Origin of the sequence: Streptococcus sp. HSISS3, assembly GCF_000448605.1 — a bacterium.
Classification (GTDB): domain Bacteria; phylum Bacillota; class Bacilli; order Lactobacillales; family Streptococcaceae; genus Streptococcus; species Streptococcus raffinosi.
In genome coordinates this window covers 62,715-85,289 of the sequence record NZ_CM002130.1, presented here as the reverse complement: position 1 = coordinate 85,289, position 22,575 = coordinate 62,715, and the positions used below count along the sequence as shown (strand labels likewise).

The following is a 22,575-nucleotide window of genomic DNA, read 5'->3' as shown; positions in this document are numbered from 1 at the left end:
TTTACAAGAGTGCTAAAAATACATCTAAAGACCTAGAAAAATAAAAAATACCCTCAAGGGGCATTTTAATCTCAGCGATCATATTTTGACAAATGATAGGTTTCAACAATAGAAATGAGATGCTTAGCATAGTCCGGATCACTGTTGAAACCTGCAGCTTGTAATTTTTCCGCCGCAACTTTATAACTAGTCGTTTCTGCTACCTCTTTATAGGTTGACTCACCCCATCTTCCCTGACGAAGACCTTCCAAATAAGCCAACATAGAACTTGACCAATCCTTGAAGACTGCAAAATCTACCTTTTGATATTGCCATTTACCTTTACTATAAACGTTATCTTTCAGAAGGATATGCTCCTGACCCGGCTGAGCAGATAGACTATATAGATTATGATATTTGACCGACAAAAGACTGCTACCGTAATTAGACTCATACGCCGCTTGACTAAGGAGAATAGAGGCAGGTACACCGTAGGTTTTGGACATCTTTTGCGCTGTAGGAGCCAAGTTGTCAACGAATTCTTTCTGTGTGTAGGCAACTTTGACTGAACGAGCATTGTCATCCGTAGACGCATGCAAGATGAGTGGCAAAAGGATACCTAGAGCGAAAACAGCAACTAAGATTATGAAGGCTTTTAGTTTAAAACGTCGTCTCACTTAGTCTTCTCCTTTAATAGTGCCAGATATTCTTCTAAGGTAAGGTCATGCTTGGTCATATACTCTGCCGACTTTTCACCAACATAACGGAAATGCCAGTCCTCATAATCTACGCCTGTTGATGACGCCTTTCCCTCTGGGAAGCGAAGAACAAAGCCGTATTTTGGTGCTAACTCCTTGACCTTAGCAACCGTATCAGGATCTGCTTCGTTTAGGCTATCAACGGTACTCATATCAATTGCAAGACCTGTTTGATGTTCACTAGCACCAGGAGGTTGTGAGTACGTTTGAACCTTTTTCTCTGCTTGAGATTTCGTCAAACTTGGATCCGTAGCCATTTCTTGTTGAACATAGGTGTTATAAAGTTCTGTTTGATAAGCAACACTGCGGTAACCTGAAATGAGATGATAACTTGGATCAATTTCTTGAGCTGCTGCTAAAAATTCTTTGACGTTCTTAGCAATTCTGGAATCTACGGAAATACCATCAACATCTGCAATCTTTGGATTAAGCTCTTTAGACTTATTGTCTCGATTTACCAAAAGCAATTCCCAGTCTTTCGGTGATACATCAGGAAGTCCTTTCGTATCTTTACTCTGAGTTGCACTTGCAGTTTGCTTGTCACTCTTTGTGACTGATGTTCCACTGGTTTGTTGAACCGTATGATGCACACCAAATAGTGAATAGGCTCCCGCCACAACTAGCAATACTACAATCAAGACACTACTAACAATCAAAAACCAATTGGTTTGTTTTTTCGTCTGACGACGACTTGGATACTTATTTTTTGCCATTTTCTTTTTCTATTATCTCTCGTCCAACCTGACGATAAGTCATCTCGCCAAGCGTTTCTAATGTGAATTTCCCATTGTCATATGTAACGACAGTTACCGAACCATTATCTAATGAAGGATGTTCGACAGAAGGGTCAATTAACCAAGCTAGGGTCGCAATAGTCATGCCGTGACTGACGACAATAGCATCACCACCACCAGCTTTTAACACATCCTCTGCAATAGCTGTAAAACCCTCTATAATACGTTTTTTAAGAACTTCCCAAGGTTCTGCCCAACCAGCCGTATCCACATCAAGAATACTCTGTGCAAGCTCGGGGTAGCTCACTTCGTATAAATCCTTACCTTGAAAAGCATCTGTTCTCGGTAGCACACCATAGAAAAGTTCGCCATCGTAGCCACCATCTAAACTACCAAAGCACCACTCACGAATGCGCTTGTCCCGTTTATACGGAATGCTCTCAAAACCAGTCTCACGTAAGATAATGTCCATGGTTTGAATGGTACGTCCCGAATCACTAGAATAGGCAGACTTGAAAGGAATACCTGCCGCTTTTAGACCTACACCCAGCTCACGAATGCCCTCTTCCCCAGATGGCGTTAAAGGACTATCGGACCAACCTTGCGCACGTCCAATAGTATTAAACATGGTTTTTCCATGTCTCGCAATATACAACTTAACCTTACTCATGGCGCCCCCTTCTTTCCGTCATTTTGAATTCATTATAGCACAAATCTACCTGACTATCTAGCTAGCGAAACCATCAGAAAATGCTTCACCAATCGGTAAAGCACTTATCATCACTTTAGTTTTTAAAGCTATGAACAGGAGCTGGGATTTGACCACCACGCGCTATAAAATCAGCCGAAGAAGCTTTATTTACCTTCATTACTGGCGCATAGCCAAGGAGACCACCAAGTTCAAGCATATCACCTTCCTTACCATAAGGAATGATGCGAACAGCTGTTGTTTTCTGGTTAATGACACCAATAGCGGCTTCATCAGCAATCATAGCTGCAATTGTTGTATCTGGCGTATCAGCTGGAATAGCAATCATATCCAAACCAACAGAACAGATAGCCGTCATAGCTTCCAATTTTTCAAGGTTGATATGACCAGACTTAACAGCTGCAATCATCCCCTCGTCTTCAGAAACCGGGATAAAAGCACCTGACAAACCTCCGACTTGGTTACATGCCATGATACCACCCTTTTTAACTTGGTCATTAAGAAGGGCAAGAGCTGCAGTAGTACCATGCGTACCAACAACTTCAAGACCCATTGCTTCAAGTACACGAGCCACTGAATCACCTACTGCTGGAGTTGGTGCAAGAGACAAGTCTACAATACCAAATTCAACGCCTAGTCGTTCGCTAGCCATCTGACCAACCAACTGACCAACACGTGTGATTTTAAAAGCCGTCTTCTTAACTGTTTCTGCTAGAACATCGAAGCTTTCACCTGGAACCTTCTCAACAGCACGCTGCACCACACCAGGGCCTGAAACCCCAACATTGATTACAACGTCAGCCTCACCAACACCATGGAAGGCACCTGCCATAAAGGGATTATCTTCAACCGCATTAGCAAAGACGACCAATTTACCTGGACCCATTGGATCTGCTTCAGAAGCTTCTTTGATGATACGTCCCATGTCACGTACTGCCGTCATGTTAATACCAGTTTTTGTTGAACCGATATTTACAGATGAGCAGACAAAATCAGTCTCAGCAAGCGCACGTGGGATAGAATTAATAAGAATCTCATCACCTTTTTGGTAGCCCTTTTGAACAAGGGCAGAAAAACCACCAATAAAGTTAACACCGATTTCTTTAGCCGCACGATCAAGTGCTCTGGCAAATGGTACATAGTCTGTCGCATCTGTCGCTGCACCAATGATTGAGATTGGCGTAACTGAGACACGTTTGTTAACAATTGGAATACCAAGTTCAGCTGCAATTTCGTCACCAACTGCTACCAAATTCTTAGCTTTAGAAACAATCTTGTTGTATACCTTTTCCGCAGCCTTATCAATATCTGAATCAATACAATCAAGGAGTGAGATTCCCATGGTAATGGTACGAACATCAAAGTTCTGTTCCTCAATCATGGCAATGGTTTCTGTAACCTGTTTAATATCCATTTTTTAGCTACTCCTATCTTACAAGTTGTACATAGCATCAAAAATCGCTGAACTTTGGATGTTGATTTTAACGTTCAATGATTCACCAAAGGCTTCCAATTCACCACGTAGGTGAGTAAAATCCTGCTTATCTTCTGATGATACCACTGCCATCATCGTAAAGAACTCATCAAGGACTGTTTGGGAAATGTCGTCAATGTTCAAGCCAAGCTCTGCAACCTTAGTCGCAACTCCTGCAACAATACCCGCTTTATCCTTACCTACAACTGTAATAATCGCTTTCATGACAAGCCTCCATCATTTTATTTTGTATAATTTTAGCATATTTTACGTAAAAAGGCTATTTTTTATAGAAAATATACCTTTTTAAGCGAAAAAGACGAATATTTTCACCCGTTTTAGCTAGTATCGTTTATGAATTAGATTCATACCAATATCTAAAAACGTGTGGATAACTAAATTTACAGCGTCAGTCTTTTTTATGATTTCTCATCTTAAAAATTCAATGATGCACACTGTCCACTGACTTATCCACAATTGTGGATAACTCTGTGGGTAACTTGTCGATAAATAAAAAAACCACCCCAATTGAACGGCATCCCAAAAGTTAGACAGAAAAAATCTAACTTTTGAGATCAATACAATTCAGGTGATATTATCAATTTATTTCCACTTTAAATTAACATGAGCATTCATTTCTTTATAGGCAGTATCCACACGTTCTTTGGTTTCTTCGTCTAGTTGATTTCTATATTTTCCACCTTTGATGAAATCCTCTAAGATGTAGGTTTGGTAGGTATACAAAGGATAACCTTCTGGTGAAACTGTTCCCTTAGGTGTACGGTTAACCCAGGTTGGATGCGCTTGAGCTGTCTTAATCGTGGTTTGACCATTTTTCTTTTCAAGAGTAAGGTCCATCAAAACACCTCTCTCTGTCCATTTCGCGCTATCCACACCGTCCATTGTCTCTATACGCTGGTTAGAGATGAAATTCCCCATCGAGTAAATGATAAGCTTTTGCTGTCCATCTTTTTTAACCACCTCAGACGGCTCAACCACATGAGGATGTCCTCCAAAGATAACATCAGCCCCCCAATCAATCATCTTATGATAAAGGGTAATCTGCTCTTTTGTCGGTTCCAAGCGATATTCGACACCCATCTGTGGCATGATAACAGTGATATCAGCTTCTTTTTCAGCACGTTCAATCTCAGCCTTCATACGTTTTTCATCTAGATTCGACAAATGATCCGCAACCTCTTTCTTAGTCAGATTTGAATCCAGACCGTTGTAACCATAAGAATAGGAGAGTATCGCAATCTTGATACCATTAACATTCTTGATGAGTAGGGGTGCCTTGTCACGCACAGGTTTTTCATAAACACCGATAGGGTCAATACCTACTTTTTTAAAGGCATTAGCTGTTGTAAAAGCCCCCTCTAAACCAGAATCCAAAATATGGTTGTGGGCCAAATCCATGACATTATAGCCAGCATCCTTGATTGCCGTAGTCACTGCTTGAGGAGCATTAAATAAGGGATAACCCGACAGAGGATAATCAGGATTAATGGTCCCTTCGAAATCACCCAAAACCAAATCAGCCTGCTTTAACCACGGTTTCACATAAGTAAAATTTTCCGTAAAATCATAGCTACCATCTTCCTGAAGGGCACTCATATAAAGACCGTCGTGGTAAAGCAAGTCACCATTTGCCATGATACGTGCCGTCTTTACTTGATTCGAACCATTTTTCCGCTGTTCATTATTCCCATTAACAATTAAAATTTCAAGAAAAAGCAAACCTAAGACGAGAGCAATCAACCCCATCAAAATCTTATTAGTCATTGCAATGTCACGCTTTTTAGCACGGCTCTGTTCCATAATAATCTCCTTTTTCACACTTCTAGTGTACCAAAAAAAGTTATCCATAAATCGTAAATAAGATTAATAAACGATTACATCTCACCTCTATAATGATTGACAAGCATAGAAGCTGTTTCGAAACAAGATAAAAACCCTACTTCAGCAGAAGTAGAGTTCTATTAATCATTATCGTGTTGGTGTATATTCCAAATCTTTGCCATGCTTAGCAACAAAATCTGTCATTTCAGAATCTGGAATTTGACGCAAGTAGAGATTAGCACGAATCGTTTCATCCTCCTCACGACAAGTAGAAAGAACGAGGTATTTATCTGAAGCACTAACCTTCAAATCCTTGTTTTTAACATCGGCTGTATTATAAATAATATCCAATTGTTCCTTAAAGTCTTTATCATCTTTAAAGGACGTACGATAAAACGCTGTATCCTCAGGTACGATGACCATCGCAAGGGCTTCATAATAATACTTACGTTGAGGTGTTTCTACGACAACATATTTGTGTTGGTCGAAGAATGACTGATCGCTGTAATAGTTAACATCATTGAACATACGGTGGTCTTCTACCTGACTTCCTCGAGCATGACCAAAGAGCCAAGTCAAGCGGTCACTAAAGTCTTTCTTATTGTCCATATCCATAAACACAGTACCAAACAGAGGTTCATTACCTCCTTCAAATGTTTTATCTAGATATGTAGAATTATCTTTAGTTTGTACAACAGGCTCATCTAACTTTGTACCTGGTGCATAAATATAGGCTATGGTGTCAGGGTTAGTTGCAGTAAGGCCATCAAACTTGTTCTTTAGATAAGATTTTTCCTCACCTGAAACCTTATAAGTGCTTGCTTTTTTGGTAGTCAAAGCACTCTTAATACCATTGGAAGATGACGCTGTTGGCGACAAGTACTGGAAGCCAAGGAAAATTGCCAAAGCAGCAATCACTAAAGCTGAAATCCCAGCAACCAGTTTTTTGCGAGATCCAGTAGATTTACGATTATGACTACTCATGAAATATGAAATCCTTTTCTTTATCTATAGAAAAATATCACCGAAGCCTAAGCCCCAGTGATATTCTTTTCAGCAATAACGGTTAATTATTTAACTGCTGCTGTGTTTGGAAGAGTTTTTGCTTCTGCTTTAGAGCCAGATTTGTTTTCTTTAGCTGCTTCAGATTTTGCTTCTGCTTTTTTAACTTTTTCTGCTGAAGTTTGGGCTTTTTTCACATCTTCTTGTGATGGAGCAGTTTTATCCTCTGCTTGAGATCCATGTTCTGCTTCATAACGAGCATTCTTTTGTTCTGGAGTTTCATTCAAAATGTAATAGTTACCTTCTTTTTTAGAAGCTGTATTCCATTTCTTTTGAAGTTCTTCAGTGTAACGGTTACGAACATTGTTACGAGCAGTATTCAAAGCTGATTCGTAAGCTTCTTTCTTTTCAGTGTAAAGGTGTGATCCACCTTCAACTGCATCAAACTCAGATTTAGCTGCAACTACTGCTGGATCTTGAGCTGCTTCAGCATCAATATCTTCTTGGTGTCCTGCCAAGTACTCATTTACTTTACGAGCATTTGCAAACTCTGTTTGAGAGTTGTATGCATCATTCACACCACCACCATTTGTTGGTTGATCATATGCTCCTGGAGTGTTAGCTCCACCATTGATATCTGCCACTGCTGGCGCTGCTGCTGCAAAAAGGGCAAGAACTGCAGCTGAAGTAAGCAATACTTTTTTCATAATTGTGTCTCCTCTAATGGATCATTATATTTACATCAGGACTGCCTGACATTTATAGATTATAACACTATTTAGAGGTATGTCAACAATTTTTTAAAAACTTTTTTAAATTTTTAATATACACTACAATTCCTACGAATAAAGGAGTCGAAGGGGATATTATTGCTCAAAAATAATTAACGGTTTTTAATTTTAGTGTTATTTTGAACAATTTATTATACGCTATCTTAAGTTAAAATACAAACCTTTCTTCATATATAAAGATAAAACCAGTAAAATATACATTCGTTATCATAAAAAACAATGGCTAGAAGAGTCCTATAAAATAACCAAATCTAAGTTATTTGAGGTGTAGAACAATATCAACTTTCAAGTTATCTCACCTACTTATTTTCTGGTGTTTTTGGATGATAAATACATAATATGCAGAACTTTAGTTCATTCCATTAGATAAAAATTAGGATTTATGAGAGTTGTTTTGTTTAGGAATTCGTTTACATCAGTTAGAATTATGAAAAAATAAGCTGCTATCTTATTTTTGATAGAGTTTAAACTAAAATTTTTTAAGAAAATGATTTTGACAAATTTTTCGTATACACTATGAGTAAAACTCAAAATAAGGATATTTTCCAACTTGTCTACCTATAAAAGAAGTATATTGGGAAAAATAATTTTAGAATCAGATCCTCAACCATCTATTCTAGTCTAACTAATCCCTCCTTCTGCCCGTTAAGCACTTGTACCACATTCGAAACCATCTCCATAGATAGGTTATGGCGATTATCCTATAAGTAAACAATCGTTTCGCTTTGTATTCCGACTTAATCCGATAAATCCTGTTGAGTCCTATCTTACCAAAGAAGCAGATTATTCTCTTGAAACTGTCTCTGTGGCTCTAACTCATAGTGACGAAGAAATTACAAAGACTTATGTTAATACTAGAGATGTAGTAAATCAAACTGTCGGTGACATCGCATTTCGCAGCTTAAAATAATAATGGGGTGAATATGGGGAAAGTATGCATTTAATTTGACAAATACCTTTATTAGTTTTAATATGATAGTATCAACTTGATATTAATTATAGGACGAAACTTAAATGACCGAACTAGAACTTTATAGAAGCTTGTCGCGAAATAATAGTCTGAGCAAATCTGAAATGAATGTTGTTATTTTTTGCTATGAATCGGAGCATACTTCTAAAGAGATTGGTGCCCACCTTGGTTGGCAATCTCCTAATGTTGCTAGATTATTAATAGCTATGTTTAATAAAGGTATGCTCAATAGACATCAGCTAGAAGATAAAAAAACTTATGTTTATAGAACTAATGTTTCCAGTCCTGTACTTGGAATAAAATAATAACGATAGTAATACTATCATATTATTTTATTCCGTTGACTATCAAGTATATAGTATTTTATTGATAGTTTAGAGGTGTTATAAAAAATAGAATTACTATTGATTAATAAATTATAAAAGGAGACTTTATGCTAAAAATAATACAAATAAATTTTAACGGTTATTGTTCTGCTCAAAATAACACTACTAATATTCTAAAACTATTGAATCATGACTTTGATATTATCTCAATATCAGAGATTTGGAATTACAACCTTTCTAAACTTCAGCATACAAATAACTATAAATTATTTAGTCCATTAGCTTTAAAAAGTATTTCTTTTAATCAACTCACCACAGCTTTACTTATAAAAAAATCAATAGTAAAAAAATATAAGCTTAACCAAGAGTCCAGACCTTTCCTTTATAAAAATCCTCTTCAATACAGAAATTGTTACTTAACAGGTCCAAATATTGAAATTTGTTCAGTATACCTTCCTGCTGGCTCCCCTAAACAACGGAGCAAAGAAAATGCTCTGAAAAAAATTACTAATTTCTTTTTAGGTAACAAAGTAAAAATACTGCTGGGAGATACAAACTGCGATGCAGAGAGTTTCTTTAGCGAGTATCAAAGAGATTTTTCCTCACAATATGATTGTGATAGACTTCGTAGTAAATGGAAAAATGTAATTGATAAATACTCTGCTTGGAATATTGCAGAGATATCCAAAGGAAATAAAATTACACTACCTAAATGCGGAACTCATATTGATCACATTTTGACAAATCAACAAGTTATAGAAGCAATACATGAAAATTTTATTGAATCAGACCATAAGGCTGTAATAGCTAAGGTTTTAATAGAGGAGTAACCAATATGGCACAAATAGGTTTTATGAATAATCCTCATATTTTATTAATTCAAACTAATAAAGAAAATATCATTGCGGAAGATATTATTTTGGACTATTCGGATACAGACATCGTTTTCCCAGTGCTAGATGAACACATAGCACAAGGACAAGAATTTGAATTCATTTTTGGTCATGATATTCTTGTCATTGCTGACCCACGTCATACACTTAACGGAAAAAATATAGAGTCATTTTTTAATGATGAAATGATTCCCATTTCTAGTTATGGAGACTGGTTCGCTTGTTTTGGAGTTATCAAAAAAGAAGCTGAAAATTTTATAGTAGGAGATATTAATTTGAAAAATCACCTTGATTTAAGGAAACATCTTAGTATTAGAGACGGAGAGTCACTAATTCCTATTGAGTTTAAGTAAGGAGGAAAATATGTTTTTTAATCATAATAAAGAGCCTACAATTTCACTTTACAAAAAGAGAATTAACTGGATACTATTAAGTCGGTTATTGAAGTGGATACTATCTATAATCTGTTTAGTAGCACTATGTGAAATGCTCTTCAATTTTTCCTTCTCAACTTTGGTAATCATAGACCTCAAACAATCCCTTGATAAATATATAAATATCAAAGTGACAAAAGGAAACAAAAAGACTCTCTTTAATATACCTAGCCATTTAGTAGAACTATTAGCCCAATGGAAAACAATACAAAATCCTGAACAGCTGATTTTTACCTATATCAATACAAAAGGTAATGTTAACAGTCCTCTACACATTGATTACTTAAATAATAAAATGAAATCAGTTGAACGCCGTCACCCTAGACTAAAACACACCACACCGCACAAATTACGCCATACTGGAGCAACATTAGCTAGACAAGCAGGAACATCACTCGAAGCTATTTCAGAAGCATTAACTCACAGTGACACTCTCACAACTAAGACCTATGTCAACACTTCAAATGTCATACCAATGGCTGTTGGTGAAATTGCCTACCGTAACCTTAAAAGTAATGGTGTGAATTTGGTGTGAAAAGTGGTGTGAATTTTGCTAAAAAAACATCAAAAAACACCCCATGGTGTGAACCATGAAGTGTTGATAAATGCTGTATTGTAGCCGTTTCTTAACGTTTTGAGAACTGGCTAGCTTTACGAGCTTTCTTAAGACCTGGTTTCTTACGTTCAACCATACGTGCATCACGAGTAAGAAGTCCAGCGCGTTTCAATGAATCGCGGAAGTCTGGGTCTACTTGAAGAAGTGCACGAGCGATACCGTGACGGATCGCACCTGATTGACCAGCGTATCCACCACCTACAACGTTAACGTGTACGTCGTATGAACCTTCAGTTGAAGTAACTGCGAAAGGTTGGTTGATAACGAGACGAAGGTCTGCGTGTGGGATGTATTCTTCTACATCTTTTTTGTTAACAGTGATTTTACCAGTACCTGGAACCAAACGTACGCGTGCAACAGCGTTTTTACGGCGTCCTGTACCTGCATATTGTGCTTGTGCCATTATATTAGTGCTCCTTTCCTCTTAGAATTAGATAAGTCCTGAGATATCAAGTACTTCTGGTTGTTGTGCAGCGTGAGTGTGCTCACCGCCAACGAAGACTTTCAATTTCATACCTTGTGCGCGTCCAAGAGTGTTGTGTGGAAGCATACCTTTAACTGATTTTTCAATCAAACGAACAGCGTTTTTAGAACGAAGTTCACCTGCTGAGATTTGTTTCAATCCACCTGGATACATTGAGTGAGTGTAGTAGATCTTATCAGTTGCTTTTTTACCAGTCAATTTAACTTTTTCAGCATTGATAACAATTACGAAATCACCTGTATCAGTGTGTGGTGTGAAAGTTGGTTTGTTTTTTCCGCGAAGTACGCTAGCAACTACTGCAGAAAGACGTCCAAGTGGCACATCAGTTGCGTCAACGACATACCATTTACGTTCAACTTGGCCTGGTTTAGCCATAAATGTTGTTTTGTTCATGATTTCTCCTATATATAGTTCGATTTTTGTTTACGAGTGATGGGTGTTCCTTCCCATCGAAAAGTATTTGGAAGGTTCCGGGGCCTTTCAAATGGGGTAAACAATACCGTTTAACATAATATCAAAAAAACACGTCCAAGGCAAGTCATTTGGAGGTGTTTTTCTTTTATTTTTTTAGCCTCTGTTTTATAAGGTAGGTAATAGAATTAGCCCTCAACACCCCCTCCTCTAAGGGATGCAAACTAGTCCTCAGATTCCCAAAAAAGCTGGTCCAGAGTTTTGTCTAATGTTTTACAGATAGCAATGCACAGATTTATAGTCGGGTTGTAGTCTCCCTTTTCAATAGCAGAGATGGTCTGACGAGAGACCCCTATAGCATCTGCTAAGCCTTGTTGAGTGAGGTCTTTTGCCACACGCGCTGACTTTAATTTTAAATTTTTCATTTAAAAAACCTACTCTTCGTCTTCTAGCTCTTCCAAACGGTTTTTCTTGATTCTTTTAATAATAACCCAGCAGTCACAAATAAGGATCAAACCCAATGTCAAAAATGCTACACTACTCATAAGATTCTTCCCTATCTTAAATGACTGAAATAGACTTAAGAGGCCCATTAGCAATATAAAAATTCCCAAAAAACACATTACCCAGGAAATTATAAGCATCTTCTTCTCAAGTTTTTTGTCTAGTAACCATGGATGCCCATTACGTGATACGCTGTGGACTAAAACCACGCACATAGAACCAAAGAAAGTGATGATTAATAGTGACTGCACTAATTCGACGGAGTGTGTCTTACTAGCAACCATAATCGTTACAAATAGACCAAGCATGGCCACCCAATAACCTCCAGCAGCAGATTCTCCACTGATTAACCGAGCACGTTCATCCATCGTGCTAGCTACTTTTTTCTTTGACTTTTTCATTTTGTTTCCTCCATTTTCTAGATTCATTATATCATTATTTTACACAATGTCAAATATATCATTCATTTTGTATAAGTTATATTTTTATTTGCTATTAACATATCATTTTAGAAACAAAAAATCAGATAGGAAATCCTATCTGACACTTTTTCTATCTAGCTTCTTTACCAATCGTGAAGACGGCCAAGGTATCTGGTCCGACGTGGGTAGAGATGACTGGACCAAGTGGCATAATAAGAACTTGCTCAATGCCATCAACTGCTAACAAATCTTCTTTGAGCTTTTCTGCCGCTTCGATGTCGTTAGCATAAGCAACAATTGCTGTGCTATGACCAATATCTTGAGTAGCATGCAGAAACATTTCCTTAATAGCTTTTTTACGTCCTCGAATCTTGGCCAAAGGAACCAACTTGCCTGAGGCATCTAACCAAAGGAGAGGCTTGATATTAATCAAACTACCAATAATGGCTGAACTCTTAGAAAGACGCCCCCCACGCATCAAATGGTAGAGATCATCAACCAAGAAGTAAGTGCGTAATCGTGGCAAAATAGCTTCAATCATGGCTTTGGTTTCAGATAAACTCTTACCCTTGTCACGGGCCTCTGCCGCCAAGATAGAGAGATAACCTTCCCCACCTGCTGCCGCTAAAGTATCTACAATCTCAATGACAGCTTCTGGGTATTCATCCAAAATCATGTCACGCGCCATAACAGCACTTTGATAAGTACCTGAAAGCACTGATGAAAAGGCAATATAAAGAAGGGCATCACCATTTTTGGCGTGACGACGAAAAACCTCTTCAAATTGACCAACATTCACTTGGCTAGTAGTCGGCTGAGCACCTTCTCGCATACGTTCTAAGAGACGGTCACTCGTTAAACGGTTAGGACCAACGGTCTCATAGGTAGTATCATCCAGAGTAATGGTCAAACCAACGAGTTCTACCTCATTTTCCTGAGCCCATTTTTCATCTAAATCTGCTGTTGAATCTGTCAAAATTTTGAATGTCATATGTCCCTCTATTCTATTTCATTTAAAAGATCCTGTAATTGACCTAATTGTGTATCATCCCATGGACCTAACTTGGGTGTTTTTAAGTCAATATGTGCCGACATCTTGTCTAAGTCCGATTTAACGGTATTGACACGTTCTTCCAACTCTCGTGCTGAAACACGTAAAGCCCCCTGAGAAAATATAGCCCACTGTTCATTTAGGTCACTGGTTGCTACCTCAACTAGATGTTGAACGGTATTCATCTCAGCTGCTGCTCGCTCAATGTAGCTATCTGCTGTCTCGTCTTCCTCAGTAAAAATAACACTGATACGATATTGGTCATAGCGCTGACGGGCTCCTGGAACGAACTGAGCATCAAATACACAGATGACATCAATATGTTCAAAGTTGGCATAATGATTAAGTTTACGAAGCAGTGTTTCACGAGCTTCATCAAGCTGATTAGTCTTAAAGAGTTGACGGGTTTCTTGCCAAAAGGCAATCATGTTATAACCATCAACCAAAAGTATTCTTTTTTTCATCGTTACAATCGGTTTCGATAAACTTCATACATGAGTACTGCAGCTGCCACGCTAGCATTAAGGCTCTGTACATGGCCACTCATAGGGATAGTAATCATTTCATCTACTTGTTTTTTGATGTTAGCAGAGATACCTTTTCCTTCATTACCGATAATCAGAGCAAGTCTCCCAGCGGTGTTCCATTTATGAGATGGTGTACCATCCATGTCTGTTCCAAATATCCAGAAGCCTGCTTCTTTAAGCTTATCAAGAGTTTGACTAAGATTAGTCACTCGAGCAATGGGAATATGCTCCACTGCTCCTGTTGAGGTTTTGGCAACGACAGGTGTTACCCCCACAGCACGGTGCTTAGGAATAATAACACCTGTTACCTGAGTAGCATCAGCCGTACGCAAGATGGACCCAAAGTTATGAGGATCGTTGAGTCCATCTAAAATAAGAATGAGAGGATTTTCCTCTTGCTCAACCTTGTCCATAATATCTGAGAGCTCAGAATAAGCAAACTCCGACACACGAAGAACAAAACCTTGATGGACAGCTCCACCTGTCATATCAGACAAGGTTTTCTTAGGTGTCCAAGAAATAGAGACCTTCTTTTCAGCTGCCAAAGCCTTGATAGCATCAACATTTTTCCCTCGAAGATCATCTTGAATATAGAGTTTATTACCAGTATTAGCCTCGAGACTTTCTGTTACAGCGTGCACGCCATAAACAATGTCTAGACTTGATTCTTTAGTTGTTTTCATAAGCCCATTCTATCATAAAAAAGGCCCTCTTACGAGGGCAAAGCATATTAAATAAACGTAATTGCTGCTAGGTAAAGCACGAGAAGAACAAGAACAACAGTTGCAGCAGCCAAAGCTTGCTTACCAATTGTATCTGGATCTGAGATTGATTCTGCAATCTTTCTCGCAGCTTGAGTAATGGTTTTACCTGCTGCTTGGAAGATATCAATTGAACCTGTGCTTGTTGAACTATTTCCAGAAATCGCTGAAGACCAACCACTCAAAACCTCAGCAATTTGATCTGCCAATTGCTGTGTCAAGGCTCTAGTTGTCTCAGCCAACTCATTAACTGCTGTAGCCTGAATGTGATTAGCTGCTTCAGTATAGTTGTTTACACTAGTATTATAGGTTACCGGTATAGTCATTGTTGTCGTGGTCGATGGGTACTGGGTCCTTTGATAACCACCAGGAGTCACCGGCAGATCTCCATCATTGAAGACGCTAAATGTTTGTGTCAGATAATGGATATTATTATCTGTATCGATCAACTCAAAGGTCATCTTATGGATACCAGTCGTTTGCTCTGCCAAGTGGTAGGCACTCAAACCAGCATTTACTTCATCCAAAGTTCCTTCAACAAAGTAGCTATGGTGAATTTGTTTCCCATCAAAAACAAGATTAAGACCCTTAATCTTCTTACCGTCCATCTTGTTAACATCGAAGTTGACGTTAAAGATTTCACCACGTGCCAAATAGAGAATATCTGTATTTCCTGTAACAGCTGGGTGATCTTCAAGAAGAGAACCGGTACTATCACGTTTAGGAACTACAGTGTAAACTTCGGAGGTGATTGGAGTCGCTAGAATCTCTGAGATAAGCCCATCCGTAAAGGTTACTTCTGACGAATAAGTCAAACTCTCGCTCTGCAACATTGAAACCACTACAGAAGTTTCAAAAACTTCAGAAGTTGATGTTGAATCTTTCCATCCAACTGTGAGGACAGTCAGACTCTCCTCTGTATTTTTATTTGACTGACTTGCTTCTGCGTTCGTTGACGCAAGAGAGCTGGCAGTGCTTGCAGCTTCTGAAGCAAGTTCGGAAGTTGCAACGGCTTGGCTAAAATTAGTAGCACTTACAGATGTCGTATGAGAATTTAGGGAAGAAAATTCCGATTTTTCAACAGCATGTGTATTCCCAGCAAGTTCAGATGTATAAAGTGTGCTTTCACTTTTATACATGGATGTCACCGCTTGAGATTCAGCTGTCGCTGTAGCCTCACGAGACTTATCATAAGTAAGCACAATGTTTGGCTTGGTTTGCTCAGAATCAGATGCCGGCTTTGCATCACCTCGCTCAGATGTCGCTGTTGAACTACCTGCACTAAAAGCTTGTACTTGAGCCCCTTCTGAATGAGGTGTAGCCTTAGAAACTCTTGTCTCTACGATATCAACTTGAGAGTGCACTTCAAGAAGTCCCTCATCCGTTTCACTCGAAGAAACGACCATTAGTGATGTTGATGTCACTACTGAAGTTACTTGACTCGCTGGCTCTGCCTTTGCTTCCACTGCTGAAAAATCAACTTGCGGAGCAAGAGGAGCTGGAGCCGGAGTCTCACTCTTAACATAATCTATATTAGCTTTGTCAGGACTTGCCTGAACTTCATCTGCTTTACCTGTTTGTAGCGTAAAACTAGATAAAATCAAAGCAGCAAACGTTGTATATAAAACTTTTTTCTTAGCTATTTCCATTCACCTCCTCATTTTTTATATGGCTTTATTTATTAATATTATAGACTTTTTTTTACTTTCTGTCAAATTAGTTTTATTAAAAAACGTTATAATATCAGGGTTTTACACGTGTCAGACCCTCCTTAATTTTCTCATTTTTGACCTTCTAAATATCAGTTTTATCTTATTTTTTATTGGCAAACCGCTTAATTTCTTTGATTCTCAAATCATTTTGATTTTGAGGATTTTATTATTTGCTACGACTAATAGGAGTTGTAAGATAAGCAAAAAATCCTGCAATGGCAGAATTTTTTAGATTTCTCTTTCAACTTGATCAATACACCAAGTAATTAATTCTTCTAAGCGAGTCAGGTCTTCAGTCATATGAAGATAGCCCATGACGGCTTCGAAGCCTGTTGACATTTTATAAGTAATAACATCCGTATTTTTAGCCTTGGTGTGACTATGGGCATTACGACCTCGTTTGTAGATGTCCAGTTCTTTTTCAGTCAAGACTTCTTGATCTAGCATTTTTTCAATGAGACTAGCCTGAGCTTTGGCCGAAACATAGCGTGTAGCTAGACGGTGCAGTTGATTTGGCTTGGTCTGACCTTGAAAAATCAGGTGACGACGAATGTACAAGGAATAAACAGCATCTCCCTCAAAGGCAAGTGCAATACCATTGATAAGATTGACATCAAGGTGTTTAGTCACGTGTCCACCTCACACCATCCTTGGTATCAAGAAGTTTGATACCTTGAGCAGCCAACTCATCGCGAATACGGTCCGCTGTCGCAAAATCCTTGTTAGCACGCGCCGCTTGACGTTCTTCAATGAGTTTTTCGATATCTTCATCAAGGACTTCCTCTTTGAAAACAATTCCAAAGACTTGAAGTATTTTTTCAAAAGCATCTTTAACCGTTTGATCATAATGGCCTGAATTAATCCATTTAGCCATGTCAAACAGGACAGTTACACCGTTTGCTGTGTTAAAGTCATCATCCATAGCTTCCTGGAAAGCGTCCAGATAAGTTTGTAACTCAGCTTGGTCCACCTGACCTGTTAATGGAAGACTGTGGGTGTTTTTCAAATACTTAAGATTGACTTCAGCATCATGGATAGCTTTTTCGGTGAAGTTAATTGGCTTACGGTACTGTTGTGTCGCTAAGAAGAAGCGAAGCACTTGACCATCAACTGTCTTAAGCATGTCATGAACCGTTACAAAGTTACCCAAAGATTTTGACATTTTCTCATTGTCCACATTGACAAAACCGTTGTGCATCCAGTAATTAGCAAAGGTCTTGCCAGTCTTGGCTTCTGATTGAGCAATTTCATTGGTATGGTGTGGAAATTCCAGGTCTGCACCACCACCGTGGATATCAATAGTATCCCCAAGAATTTCAGTCGCCATAACGGAACATTCGATGTGCCAACCAGGGCGACCAGGTCCCCAAGGGCTATCCCAAGAAATTTCGCCTTCTTTGGCTGCTTTCCAAAGGGCGAAATCCAAAGGATTTTCCTTACGAGCGGTTTCGGCGTCCGTACGACCACTAGCACCAATTTCAAGATCTTCCAAGGTCTTATTAGCTAACTTAGCATAATTTTTTGACTTAGCTACTCGGAAGTAAACATCACCTTCAGAGACATAAGCAAACCCTTTGTCAACCAAGGTTGACACAAATGCAATGATTTCATCCATATAGTTAATAACACGAGGATTCTGTGTCGCTGGTTTGATGCCAAGCTGTGCAGTATCTTCCATAAAGGCTGCGATAAACTTGTCTGATAATTCTTTGGTCGAAATACCAGCTTCATTGGCTGCCTTAATAATCTTATCATCTACATCTGTAAAGTTAGAAATGTAGTTAACAGTGTAACCACGATACTCAAAATAACGACGAATGGTATCAAAAGCTACTGTTGAACGGGCATTTCCGATATGAATATAATTGTAAACAGTTGGTCCGCAAACATACATATTGACAACATTCTCTGTCAAAGGTACAAAATCACGGAGCGAACGCGTCATCGTATCATAAATTTTAATCACTAGAGATTCCTTTCAATTAACTGGAAACTATTTTTTATCCTTGATATGGTTTAGGTATAAACATAAAACTACAACAAGGACGATAATCAATAAAGCCAAAACCAACTTACCTTGAGCCAAGAGAGAGACGACTGATACAAAACTTCCCACCATATAGAAGACCAAAAAAGGATTATTTTTGAAAAAATGGTTCATGATTCAGCTCTCACTTATGACGTTGTTTGTAAACAAGACCTGCCCATAAAAGTGAAATACAGAACCATAAAGCTGCCATGCTATAATCAGCTCGGTGTAAAGCTATGTAAACAAGAGCGAGCGGACCTACAACGGTCAGTCGAGTCACCTTTGAACTAAAGAGTTTCATCTTTTTCTTTCCTTATAGACGTGATGAGTGAAAGCTAGCTGCTTTTAGAAGGTCTTCTAGCTTTTCGCTATAATATTCACGGCCTTCCTCAATGTCATGAATCACTTCTTCATCCTTTTGGCCATGAACACGTACAACCTTAGCAGGAACACCAACAACTGTAACATCTTCTGGGACATCTGCAACTACCACAGCTGCTGCACCGACCTTGGCATTTTTTCCAATCTCAATAGGACCTATAACTTGAGCATGAGCTGAAACCAAGGCCCCTTCACGAACGGTTGGGTGACGTTTTCCGACATCTTTACCAGTACCACCTAAAGTGACACCATGGTAGAGCATAGCTCCCTTTTCCACAACGGCTGTTTCACCAATGACAAGACCAGAACCATGGTCAATGAAAACACCTTCGGCAATCTGAGCCCCAGGGTGAATCTCAATCTGAGTCCAAAATCGCCAAAATTGACTATGCATACGAGCTAAAAGTCGGCAATGGTGGCGCCAGAGAAAATGTGAGATACGATGAGCTGCCAAAGCCTTTAGACCAGGATAGGTTAAAAGAACCTCCAAACTTGTCCGAGCCGCTGGGTCATTTTTCTTTACAATATCAATACTTTCTTTCCACCACCCCATATAGGTCACTCCTTATATCATTATTGTTTACTGTGGCCTTATTATCTTTTCAGAGATTTGATAATACTAGGACTACTTACTATCATCCTCAAAATAAGACCAATCCACTAACTCAGGCTGCTCATCAAAAGGATTGATGACAATACCTTGAACCTTATCCAACTCATTTTCACCTGTTGAAGGCTTATAAATTTCTGACAACGGCCACTGTAGAATAGTTCCCTTGGCCTTACGGAAAGGAAGTCCAAAAGTCTCGTTTCCGTACCATTTGGCAAAGCTCGTCAAGTTCGTAAATACAGGCACATAGCTCTGTCCCTCTGCATTAGACATGGTTGCAAAGAAACGATCTTCTTGTCCATCCGTCTCACGCTTATGAACAAAGGCCGGAACAAGATAAATCTTGTCTTTAGGGGTTGCCTTTTGATTTTCCTCACTCAAAAGATTATTAAGAGTCTGAGTAAAGTAGTTGATAAATTGAATCAATTCACTGCTTGCAAAAAGAGTGGTGTTCGAAAAATCACCATCGGATTTAAGATTGAAAGCAAGGCCAAAAAGTCCTGCCTCAACGAGCTGCGATAGAATATCTAAACTTGAACGTTTTACCCATGCTTGTTCTCGAGCACTCTCTTGAGTATCTTTAAAGGCTTGCAAATCCTGCTCGCTTGTAAAGACAGGAACAACCTTCTTCCCTTCTACTTCAACCGCATAGAGGTCTTGGGCCGCCAATACTGGAGTACGTTGCAGGTGATTAACCAAAGCCAGACTAGTCAAAAAATGGTCTGGTTCTGTTAAAAATTCTCTCAAGGTTTCATCAAAGACTTGCAATTCTTGATTTTCTGTCATTCTTCTGTTTGTTCTTTCGTTTCTGATTGATCAAATTTTTTCGGTGCTTCCCCACTTTCCTTATGGTGGCGTGGTTTATGATGAGAACGACGGCGATGACGAGACTCTCCTCCATTTTCTCCGTCCTCAATTTTTTCAGGTTTTGGAAGCAGGGTCTTAATTGAAGCATCAACACGGCCTTTTTCATCGATTTTGATGATTTTAACAGTTACCATATCCCCAACCTTAACCACATCTTCGACATGCTCTGTACGTTTCCAAGATAATTCTGAAATGTGGACTAAAGCATCGGTTTTATTGAATAGGTGAACAAAGGCACCAAACTTTTCAATACGCACAACTGGTACTGTGTAAACCTCACCAACCTTAGCTTCACGCACAAGGTCGGAGATGATTGTTTTGGCACGGTCAATAGCATCCTGATCACTAGAGAAAATCTGAACAAGTCCTTCTTCATCAATATCAATTGTGACACCTGTCTCAGCGATAATCTTATCAATGGTTTCACCACCCTTACCGATGACAACCTTAATCTTGTCAACAGGAATCTGAATACTGTCAATCTTAGGAGCCGTTGGTGCCAATTCTGGACGTGGCTCAGCAATCGTTGACTCAATAACATCAAGAATCTCAAAACGAGCCACCTTGGCTTGAGCTAAAGCTTCCTCAAGAATAGCAGGTGTAATCCCCGAAATCTTAATATCCATCTGAAGAGCTGTAATTCCTTGACGTGTACCAGCTACCTTAAAGTCCATATCACCAAAATGATCTTCCAAACCTTGAATGTCGGTTAGGACAGTGTAGTTTGTTCCATCTGAAATAAGACCCATGGCAATCCCTGCAACAGGCGCCTTAATCGGCACCCCACCTGCCATAAGAGCCAAAGTGCCTGCACAAATAGAAGCCTGTGAAGAAGAACCATTTGACTCCAAGACTTCGGCTACCAAACGGATAGCATAAGGAAACTCTTCAACGCTTGGGAGAACTTGAGCAAGGGCACGCTCACCCAAAGCTCCATGACCAATTTCACGACGGCCTGGCGCACCGTAACGCCCTGTTTCACCTACTGAATACTGAGGAAAATTGTAGTGGTGAAGGAAACGTTTCTTGTATTCTGGGTCCAAACCATCAACAAGTTGTGTATCACTCATAGGAGCCAAGGTCAAGACTGATAAAGCCTGGGTTTGCCCACGTGTAAAGAGACCTGATCCATGAACCTTTGGCAGAAAGTCAATCTCTGCGTCCAAAGGACGAATTTCGTCCACACGACGACCATCGGGACGGACCTTGTCTTCGGTAATGAGACGACGCACTTCAGCATGTTCCATCTGTTCAAGAATTTCTGCCACATCACGTAAGATAGTATCTTTATCGTCATCTTCTGCAAAGCGTTCTTGATAAGAAGCGAGGACCTCTTCTTTTACAGCCTGGGTTACTGCTTCACGCGCTAATTTTTCTTCCACCTGAACAGCCTTAGCTAACTGATCATAATAAGCTGTTTCAATTTCAGCCTTCAAATCAGCATCAACTTGGAGCAGTTCAACCTCAGCCTTCTCCTTACCAACAGCCGCAACAATGTAATTTTGGAAATCAACCAACTCTTGAATAGCTTCATGCCCTTTCAAGAGTGCCTGCAACATAATATCCTCTGATAATTCTTGAGCTCCTGATTCCACCATATTAATGGCTTCCTTGGTCCCTGCCACTGTCAAGTCTAAATGCGAAACTTCTTTATCTGCTGCACTTGGGTTGATGATAAAATCTTCCGCTGCATAAGCTACTTGAACCCCAGCAATCGGACCATTAAAAGGAATATCAGAAATAGAAAGTGCTAAAGAACTCCCAAACATAGCTGCCATTGGCGCACTAGCATTTTCATCATAAGAGAGAACAGTGTTAATGACTTGCACTTCGTTACGAAAGCCCTCCGCAAACATGGGACGAATAGGACGGTCAATAAGACGAGCAGTCAAAGTGGCATCAGTTGAAGGGCGTCCCTCACGCTTGTTAAAACCACCTGGGAACTTTCCAGCCGCATACATTTTCTCTTCATAGTTAACTTGTAAAGGAAAGAAATCTGCCGTTGCCATCTTTTTAGACATGACAGCTGTTGATAATACGGTTGTATCTCCATAACGCACGACAACAGCACCGTTAGCCTGCTTGGCTACCTGTCCCACTTCCACAACAAGCGGGCGTCCTGCAAAGGTCATCTCAAAAGTTTGTTTAGCCATGTTTGATCCCTCTTTTTATCCATAACCAGCCCTACAAAAACGAACTGGTCAACTTTATGTCATTCATTTGATATAACTTCCATTTTACCATATTATAGTCAAAAATGGCAGAGCTTCGGCATAAGTTGTCTCCCA

The 22,575-nt window shown here is 39.2% G+C and carries 24 protein-coding genes and 2 pseudogenes; 5 read left to right on the top strand and 21 right to left on the bottom strand.

Annotated features, from left to right (window positions below; translation table 11 throughout):
- Positions 1–71: 71 nt before the first annotated feature.
- The 8 genes from HSISS3_RS00530 to abpA all read right to left on the bottom strand — a co-directional run bounded on the left by HSISS3_RS00530 (position 72) and on the right by abpA (position 7,205).
- Positions 72–656: a glycoside hydrolase family 73 protein gene (locus HSISS3_RS00530; RefSeq protein WP_021151347.1), complete on the bottom strand. Its 585-nt coding sequence runs from the start codon at positions 654–656 to the stop codon at positions 72–74.
- Positions 653–1,450: a M15 family metallopeptidase gene (locus tag HSISS3_RS00525; RefSeq protein ID WP_021151346.1), complete on the bottom strand. Its 798-nt coding sequence runs from the start codon at positions 1,448–1,450 to the stop codon at positions 653–655. Before HSISS3_RS00525 ends, HSISS3_RS00530 begins: the two co-directional genes overlap by 4 nt.
- Entirely contained in the window at positions 1,437–2,141 is a 705-nt protein-coding gene (locus HSISS3_RS00520) for a histidine phosphatase family protein (protein WP_008536268.1), read from the bottom strand. The genes HSISS3_RS00525 and HSISS3_RS00520 overlap by 14 nt, the downstream gene beginning before the upstream one ends.
- Positions 2,142–2,256: 115 nt before the next feature.
- Positions 2,257–3,594 carry a PFL family protein gene (locus HSISS3_RS00515; RefSeq protein WP_002888271.1) on the bottom strand — a complete coding sequence of 446 codons (1,338 nt, stop codon included), beginning with the start codon at positions 3,592–3,594 and terminating at the stop codon, positions 2,257–2,259.
- A gap of 18 nt (positions 3,595–3,612) precedes the next feature.
- Positions 3,613–3,879, bottom strand: coding sequence for an ACT domain-containing protein (locus tag HSISS3_RS00510; RefSeq protein WP_002888272.1), 267 nt, complete (start codon positions 3,877–3,879; stop codon positions 3,613–3,615).
- 378 nt (positions 3,880–4,257) lie between these two features.
- Complete coding sequence (locus tag HSISS3_RS00505; protein ID WP_021144892.1) at positions 4,258–5,475, bottom strand: CapA family protein; 1,218 nt, start codon at positions 5,473–5,475, stop codon at positions 4,258–4,260.
- 168 nt (positions 5,476–5,643) lie between these two features.
- Positions 5,644–6,480 (bottom strand): class B sortase, LPKTxAVK-specific, encoded by an 837-nt coding sequence (srtB, locus tag HSISS3_RS00500; RefSeq protein WP_021151345.1) that lies wholly within the window; start codon positions 6,478–6,480, stop codon positions 5,644–5,646.
- Positions 6,481–6,566: 86 nt separating this feature from the next.
- Positions 6,567–7,205 (bottom strand): amylase-binding adhesin AbpA, encoded by a 639-nt coding sequence (gene abpA, locus HSISS3_RS00495; protein WP_021151344.1) that lies wholly within the window; start codon positions 7,203–7,205, stop codon positions 6,567–6,569.
- Between the two features lie 871 nt (positions 7,206–8,076).
- On the opposite strand from abpA, the pseudogene HSISS3_RS12555 reads away from it, so the two are divergent.
- From HSISS3_RS12555 to HSISS3_RS00470, 5 genes and pseudogenes are all read left to right on the top strand, one after another.
- A pseudogene (locus HSISS3_RS12555) lies at positions 8,077–8,199 on the top strand (site-specific integrase); the annotation flags it as partial.
- 104 nt (positions 8,200–8,303) lie between these two features.
- Positions 8,304–8,564, top strand: coding sequence for a hypothetical protein (locus HSISS3_RS00485; RefSeq protein WP_042771679.1), 261 nt, complete (start codon positions 8,304–8,306; stop codon positions 8,562–8,564).
- A 128-nt stretch (positions 8,565–8,692) separates the two neighbouring features.
- Positions 8,693–9,415, top strand: a complete 723-nt coding sequence (locus HSISS3_RS00480; protein WP_021151343.1) for an endonuclease/exonuclease/phosphatase family protein — start codon at positions 8,693–8,695, stop codon at positions 9,413–9,415.
- 5 nt (positions 9,416–9,420) lie between these two features.
- Complete coding sequence (locus HSISS3_RS00475) at positions 9,421–9,831, top strand: hypothetical protein (RefSeq protein WP_021151342.1); 411 nt, start codon at positions 9,421–9,423, stop codon at positions 9,829–9,831.
- A 169-nt stretch (positions 9,832–10,000) separates the two neighbouring features.
- A pseudogene (locus HSISS3_RS00470) lies at positions 10,001–10,447 on the top strand (tyrosine-type recombinase/integrase); the annotation flags it as partial.
- Between the two features lie 91 nt (positions 10,448–10,538).
- On the opposite strand, the gene rpsI reads toward HSISS3_RS00470, so the two are convergent.
- From rpsI to pnp, 13 genes are all read right to left on the bottom strand, one after another.
- A complete protein-coding gene (rpsI, locus tag HSISS3_RS00465) occupies positions 10,539–10,931 on the bottom strand; it encodes a 30S ribosomal protein S9 (protein ID WP_002888293.1) in 393 nt (130 codons plus the stop codon).
- Between the two features lie 27 nt (positions 10,932–10,958).
- Entirely contained in the window at positions 10,959–11,405 is a 447-nt protein-coding gene (rplM, locus tag HSISS3_RS00460) for a 50S ribosomal protein L13 (RefSeq protein ID WP_002886374.1), read from the bottom strand.
- Between the two features lie 242 nt (positions 11,406–11,647).
- Positions 11,648–11,848 (bottom strand): helix-turn-helix transcriptional regulator, encoded by a 201-nt coding sequence (locus tag HSISS3_RS00455; RefSeq protein WP_008536245.1) that lies wholly within the window; start codon positions 11,846–11,848, stop codon positions 11,648–11,650.
- 9 nt (positions 11,849–11,857) lie between these two features.
- On the bottom strand, positions 11,858–12,328 hold the full coding sequence (locus HSISS3_RS00450; RefSeq protein WP_042771677.1) for a hypothetical protein: 471 nt from the start codon (positions 12,326–12,328) through the stop codon (positions 11,858–11,860).
- A gap of 151 nt (positions 12,329–12,479) precedes the next feature.
- Positions 12,480–13,340, bottom strand: coding sequence for a DegV family protein (locus HSISS3_RS00445; RefSeq protein ID WP_021151340.1), 861 nt, complete (start codon positions 13,338–13,340; stop codon positions 12,480–12,482).
- Positions 13,341–13,348: 8 nt separating this feature from the next.
- On the bottom strand, positions 13,349–13,864 hold the full coding sequence (locus HSISS3_RS00440) for an NYN domain-containing protein (protein ID WP_021151339.1): 516 nt from the start codon (positions 13,862–13,864) through the stop codon (positions 13,349–13,351).
- Between the two features lie 2 nt (positions 13,865–13,866).
- Positions 13,867–14,610 carry a 23S rRNA (guanosine(2251)-2'-O)-methyltransferase RlmB gene (gene rlmB / locus HSISS3_RS00435; RefSeq protein WP_008536241.1) on the bottom strand — a complete coding sequence of 248 codons (744 nt, stop codon included), beginning with the start codon at positions 14,608–14,610 and terminating at the stop codon, positions 13,867–13,869.
- Between the two features lie 47 nt (positions 14,611–14,657).
- Positions 14,658–16,337 (bottom strand): hypothetical protein, encoded by a 1,680-nt coding sequence (locus tag HSISS3_RS00430; RefSeq protein ID WP_021151338.1) that lies wholly within the window; start codon positions 16,335–16,337, stop codon positions 14,658–14,660.
- 291 nt (positions 16,338–16,628) lie between these two features.
- Positions 16,629–17,030, bottom strand: a complete 402-nt coding sequence (locus HSISS3_RS00425) for a Mini-ribonuclease 3 (protein WP_021144836.1) — start codon at positions 17,028–17,030, stop codon at positions 16,629–16,631.
- A complete protein-coding gene (gene cysS, locus HSISS3_RS00420; RefSeq protein WP_021151337.1) occupies positions 17,023–18,366 on the bottom strand; it encodes a cysteine--tRNA ligase in 1,344 nt (447 codons plus the stop codon). The genes HSISS3_RS00425 and cysS overlap by 8 nt, the downstream gene beginning before the upstream one ends.
- Positions 18,367–18,742: 376 nt before the next feature.
- Positions 18,743–19,363, bottom strand: coding sequence for a serine O-acetyltransferase (gene cysE, locus HSISS3_RS00415; RefSeq protein ID WP_002886354.1), 621 nt, complete (start codon positions 19,361–19,363; stop codon positions 18,743–18,745).
- A 72-nt stretch (positions 19,364–19,435) separates the two neighbouring features.
- Positions 19,436–20,206, bottom strand: a complete 771-nt coding sequence (locus HSISS3_RS00410) for an SseB family protein (protein WP_021151335.1) — start codon at positions 20,204–20,206, stop codon at positions 19,436–19,438.
- Positions 20,203–22,440 (bottom strand): polyribonucleotide nucleotidyltransferase, encoded by a 2,238-nt coding sequence (pnp, locus tag HSISS3_RS00405; protein WP_021151334.1) that lies wholly within the window; start codon positions 22,438–22,440, stop codon positions 20,203–20,205. Before pnp ends, HSISS3_RS00410 begins: the two co-directional genes overlap by 4 nt.
- Between the last annotated feature and the right edge of the window lie 135 nt (positions 22,441–22,575).

What these genes read in the sequence shown, in the direction of transcription:
- HSISS3_RS00525 (WP_021151346.1), bottom strand. Translation starts at nt 1,450, where the DNA reads ATGGCAAAAAATAAGTATCCAAGTCGTCGTCAGACGAAAAAACAAACC.
- HSISS3_RS00520 (WP_008536268.1), bottom strand. Translation starts at nt 2,141, where the DNA reads ATGAGTAAGGTTAAGTTGTATATTGCGAGACATGGAAAAACCATGTTT.
- HSISS3_RS00515 (WP_002888271.1), bottom strand. Translation starts at nt 3,594, where the DNA reads ATGGATATTAAACAGGTTACAGAAACCATTGCCATGATTGAGGAACAG.
- HSISS3_RS00510 (WP_002888272.1), bottom strand. Translation starts at nt 3,879, where the DNA reads ATGAAAGCGATTATTACAGTTGTAGGTAAGGATAAAGCGGGTATTGTT.
- HSISS3_RS00505 (WP_021144892.1), bottom strand. Translation starts at nt 5,475, where the DNA reads ATGGAACAGAGCCGTGCTAAAAAGCGTGACATTGCAATGACTAATAAG.
- srtB (WP_021151345.1), bottom strand. Translation starts at nt 6,480, where the DNA reads ATGAGTAGTCATAATCGTAAATCTACTGGATCTCGCAAAAAACTGGTT.
- abpA (WP_021151344.1), bottom strand. Translation starts at nt 7,205, where the DNA reads ATGAAAAAAGTATTGCTTACTTCAGCTGCAGTTCTTGCCCTTTTTGCA.
- HSISS3_RS00485 (WP_042771679.1), top strand. Translation starts at nt 8,304, where the DNA reads ATGACCGAACTAGAACTTTATAGAAGCTTGTCGCGAAATAATAGTCTG.
- HSISS3_RS00480 (WP_021151343.1), top strand. Translation starts at nt 8,693, where the DNA reads ATGCTAAAAATAATACAAATAAATTTTAACGGTTATTGTTCTGCTCAA.
- HSISS3_RS00475 (WP_021151342.1), top strand. Translation starts at nt 9,421, where the DNA reads ATGGCACAAATAGGTTTTATGAATAATCCTCATATTTTATTAATTCAA.
- rpsI (WP_002888293.1), bottom strand. Translation starts at nt 10,931, where the DNA reads ATGGCACAAGCACAATATGCAGGTACAGGACGCCGTAAAAACGCTGTT.
- rplM (WP_002886374.1), bottom strand. Translation starts at nt 11,405, where the DNA reads ATGAACAAAACAACATTTATGGCTAAACCAGGCCAAGTTGAACGTAAA.
- HSISS3_RS00455 (WP_008536245.1), bottom strand. Translation starts at nt 11,848, where the DNA reads ATGAAAAATTTAAAATTAAAGTCAGCGCGTGTGGCAAAAGACCTCACT.
- HSISS3_RS00450 (WP_042771677.1), bottom strand. Translation starts at nt 12,328, where the DNA reads ATGAAAAAGTCAAAGAAAAAAGTAGCTAGCACGATGGATGAACGTGCT.
- HSISS3_RS00445 (WP_021151340.1), bottom strand. Translation starts at nt 13,340, where the DNA reads ATGACATTCAAAATTTTGACAGATTCAACAGCAGATTTAGATGAAAAA.
- HSISS3_RS00440 (WP_021151339.1), bottom strand. Translation starts at nt 13,864, where the DNA reads ATGAAAAAAAGAATACTTTTGGTTGATGGTTATAACATGATTGCCTTT.
- rlmB (WP_008536241.1), bottom strand. Translation starts at nt 14,610, where the DNA reads ATGAAAACAACTAAAGAATCAAGTCTAGACATTGTTTATGGCGTGCAC.
- HSISS3_RS00430 (WP_021151338.1), bottom strand. Translation starts at nt 16,337, where the DNA reads ATGGAAATAGCTAAGAAAAAAGTTTTATATACAACGTTTGCTGCTTTG.
- cysE (WP_002886354.1), bottom strand. Translation starts at nt 19,363, where the DNA reads ATGGGGTGGTGGAAAGAAAGTATTGATATTGTAAAGAAAAATGACCCA.
- HSISS3_RS00410 (WP_021151335.1), bottom strand. Translation starts at nt 20,206, where the DNA reads ATGACAGAAAATCAAGAATTGCAAGTCTTTGATGAAACCTTGAGAGAA.
- pnp (WP_021151334.1), bottom strand. Translation starts at nt 22,440, where the DNA reads ATGGCTAAACAAACTTTTGAGATGACCTTTGCAGGACGCCCGCTTGTT.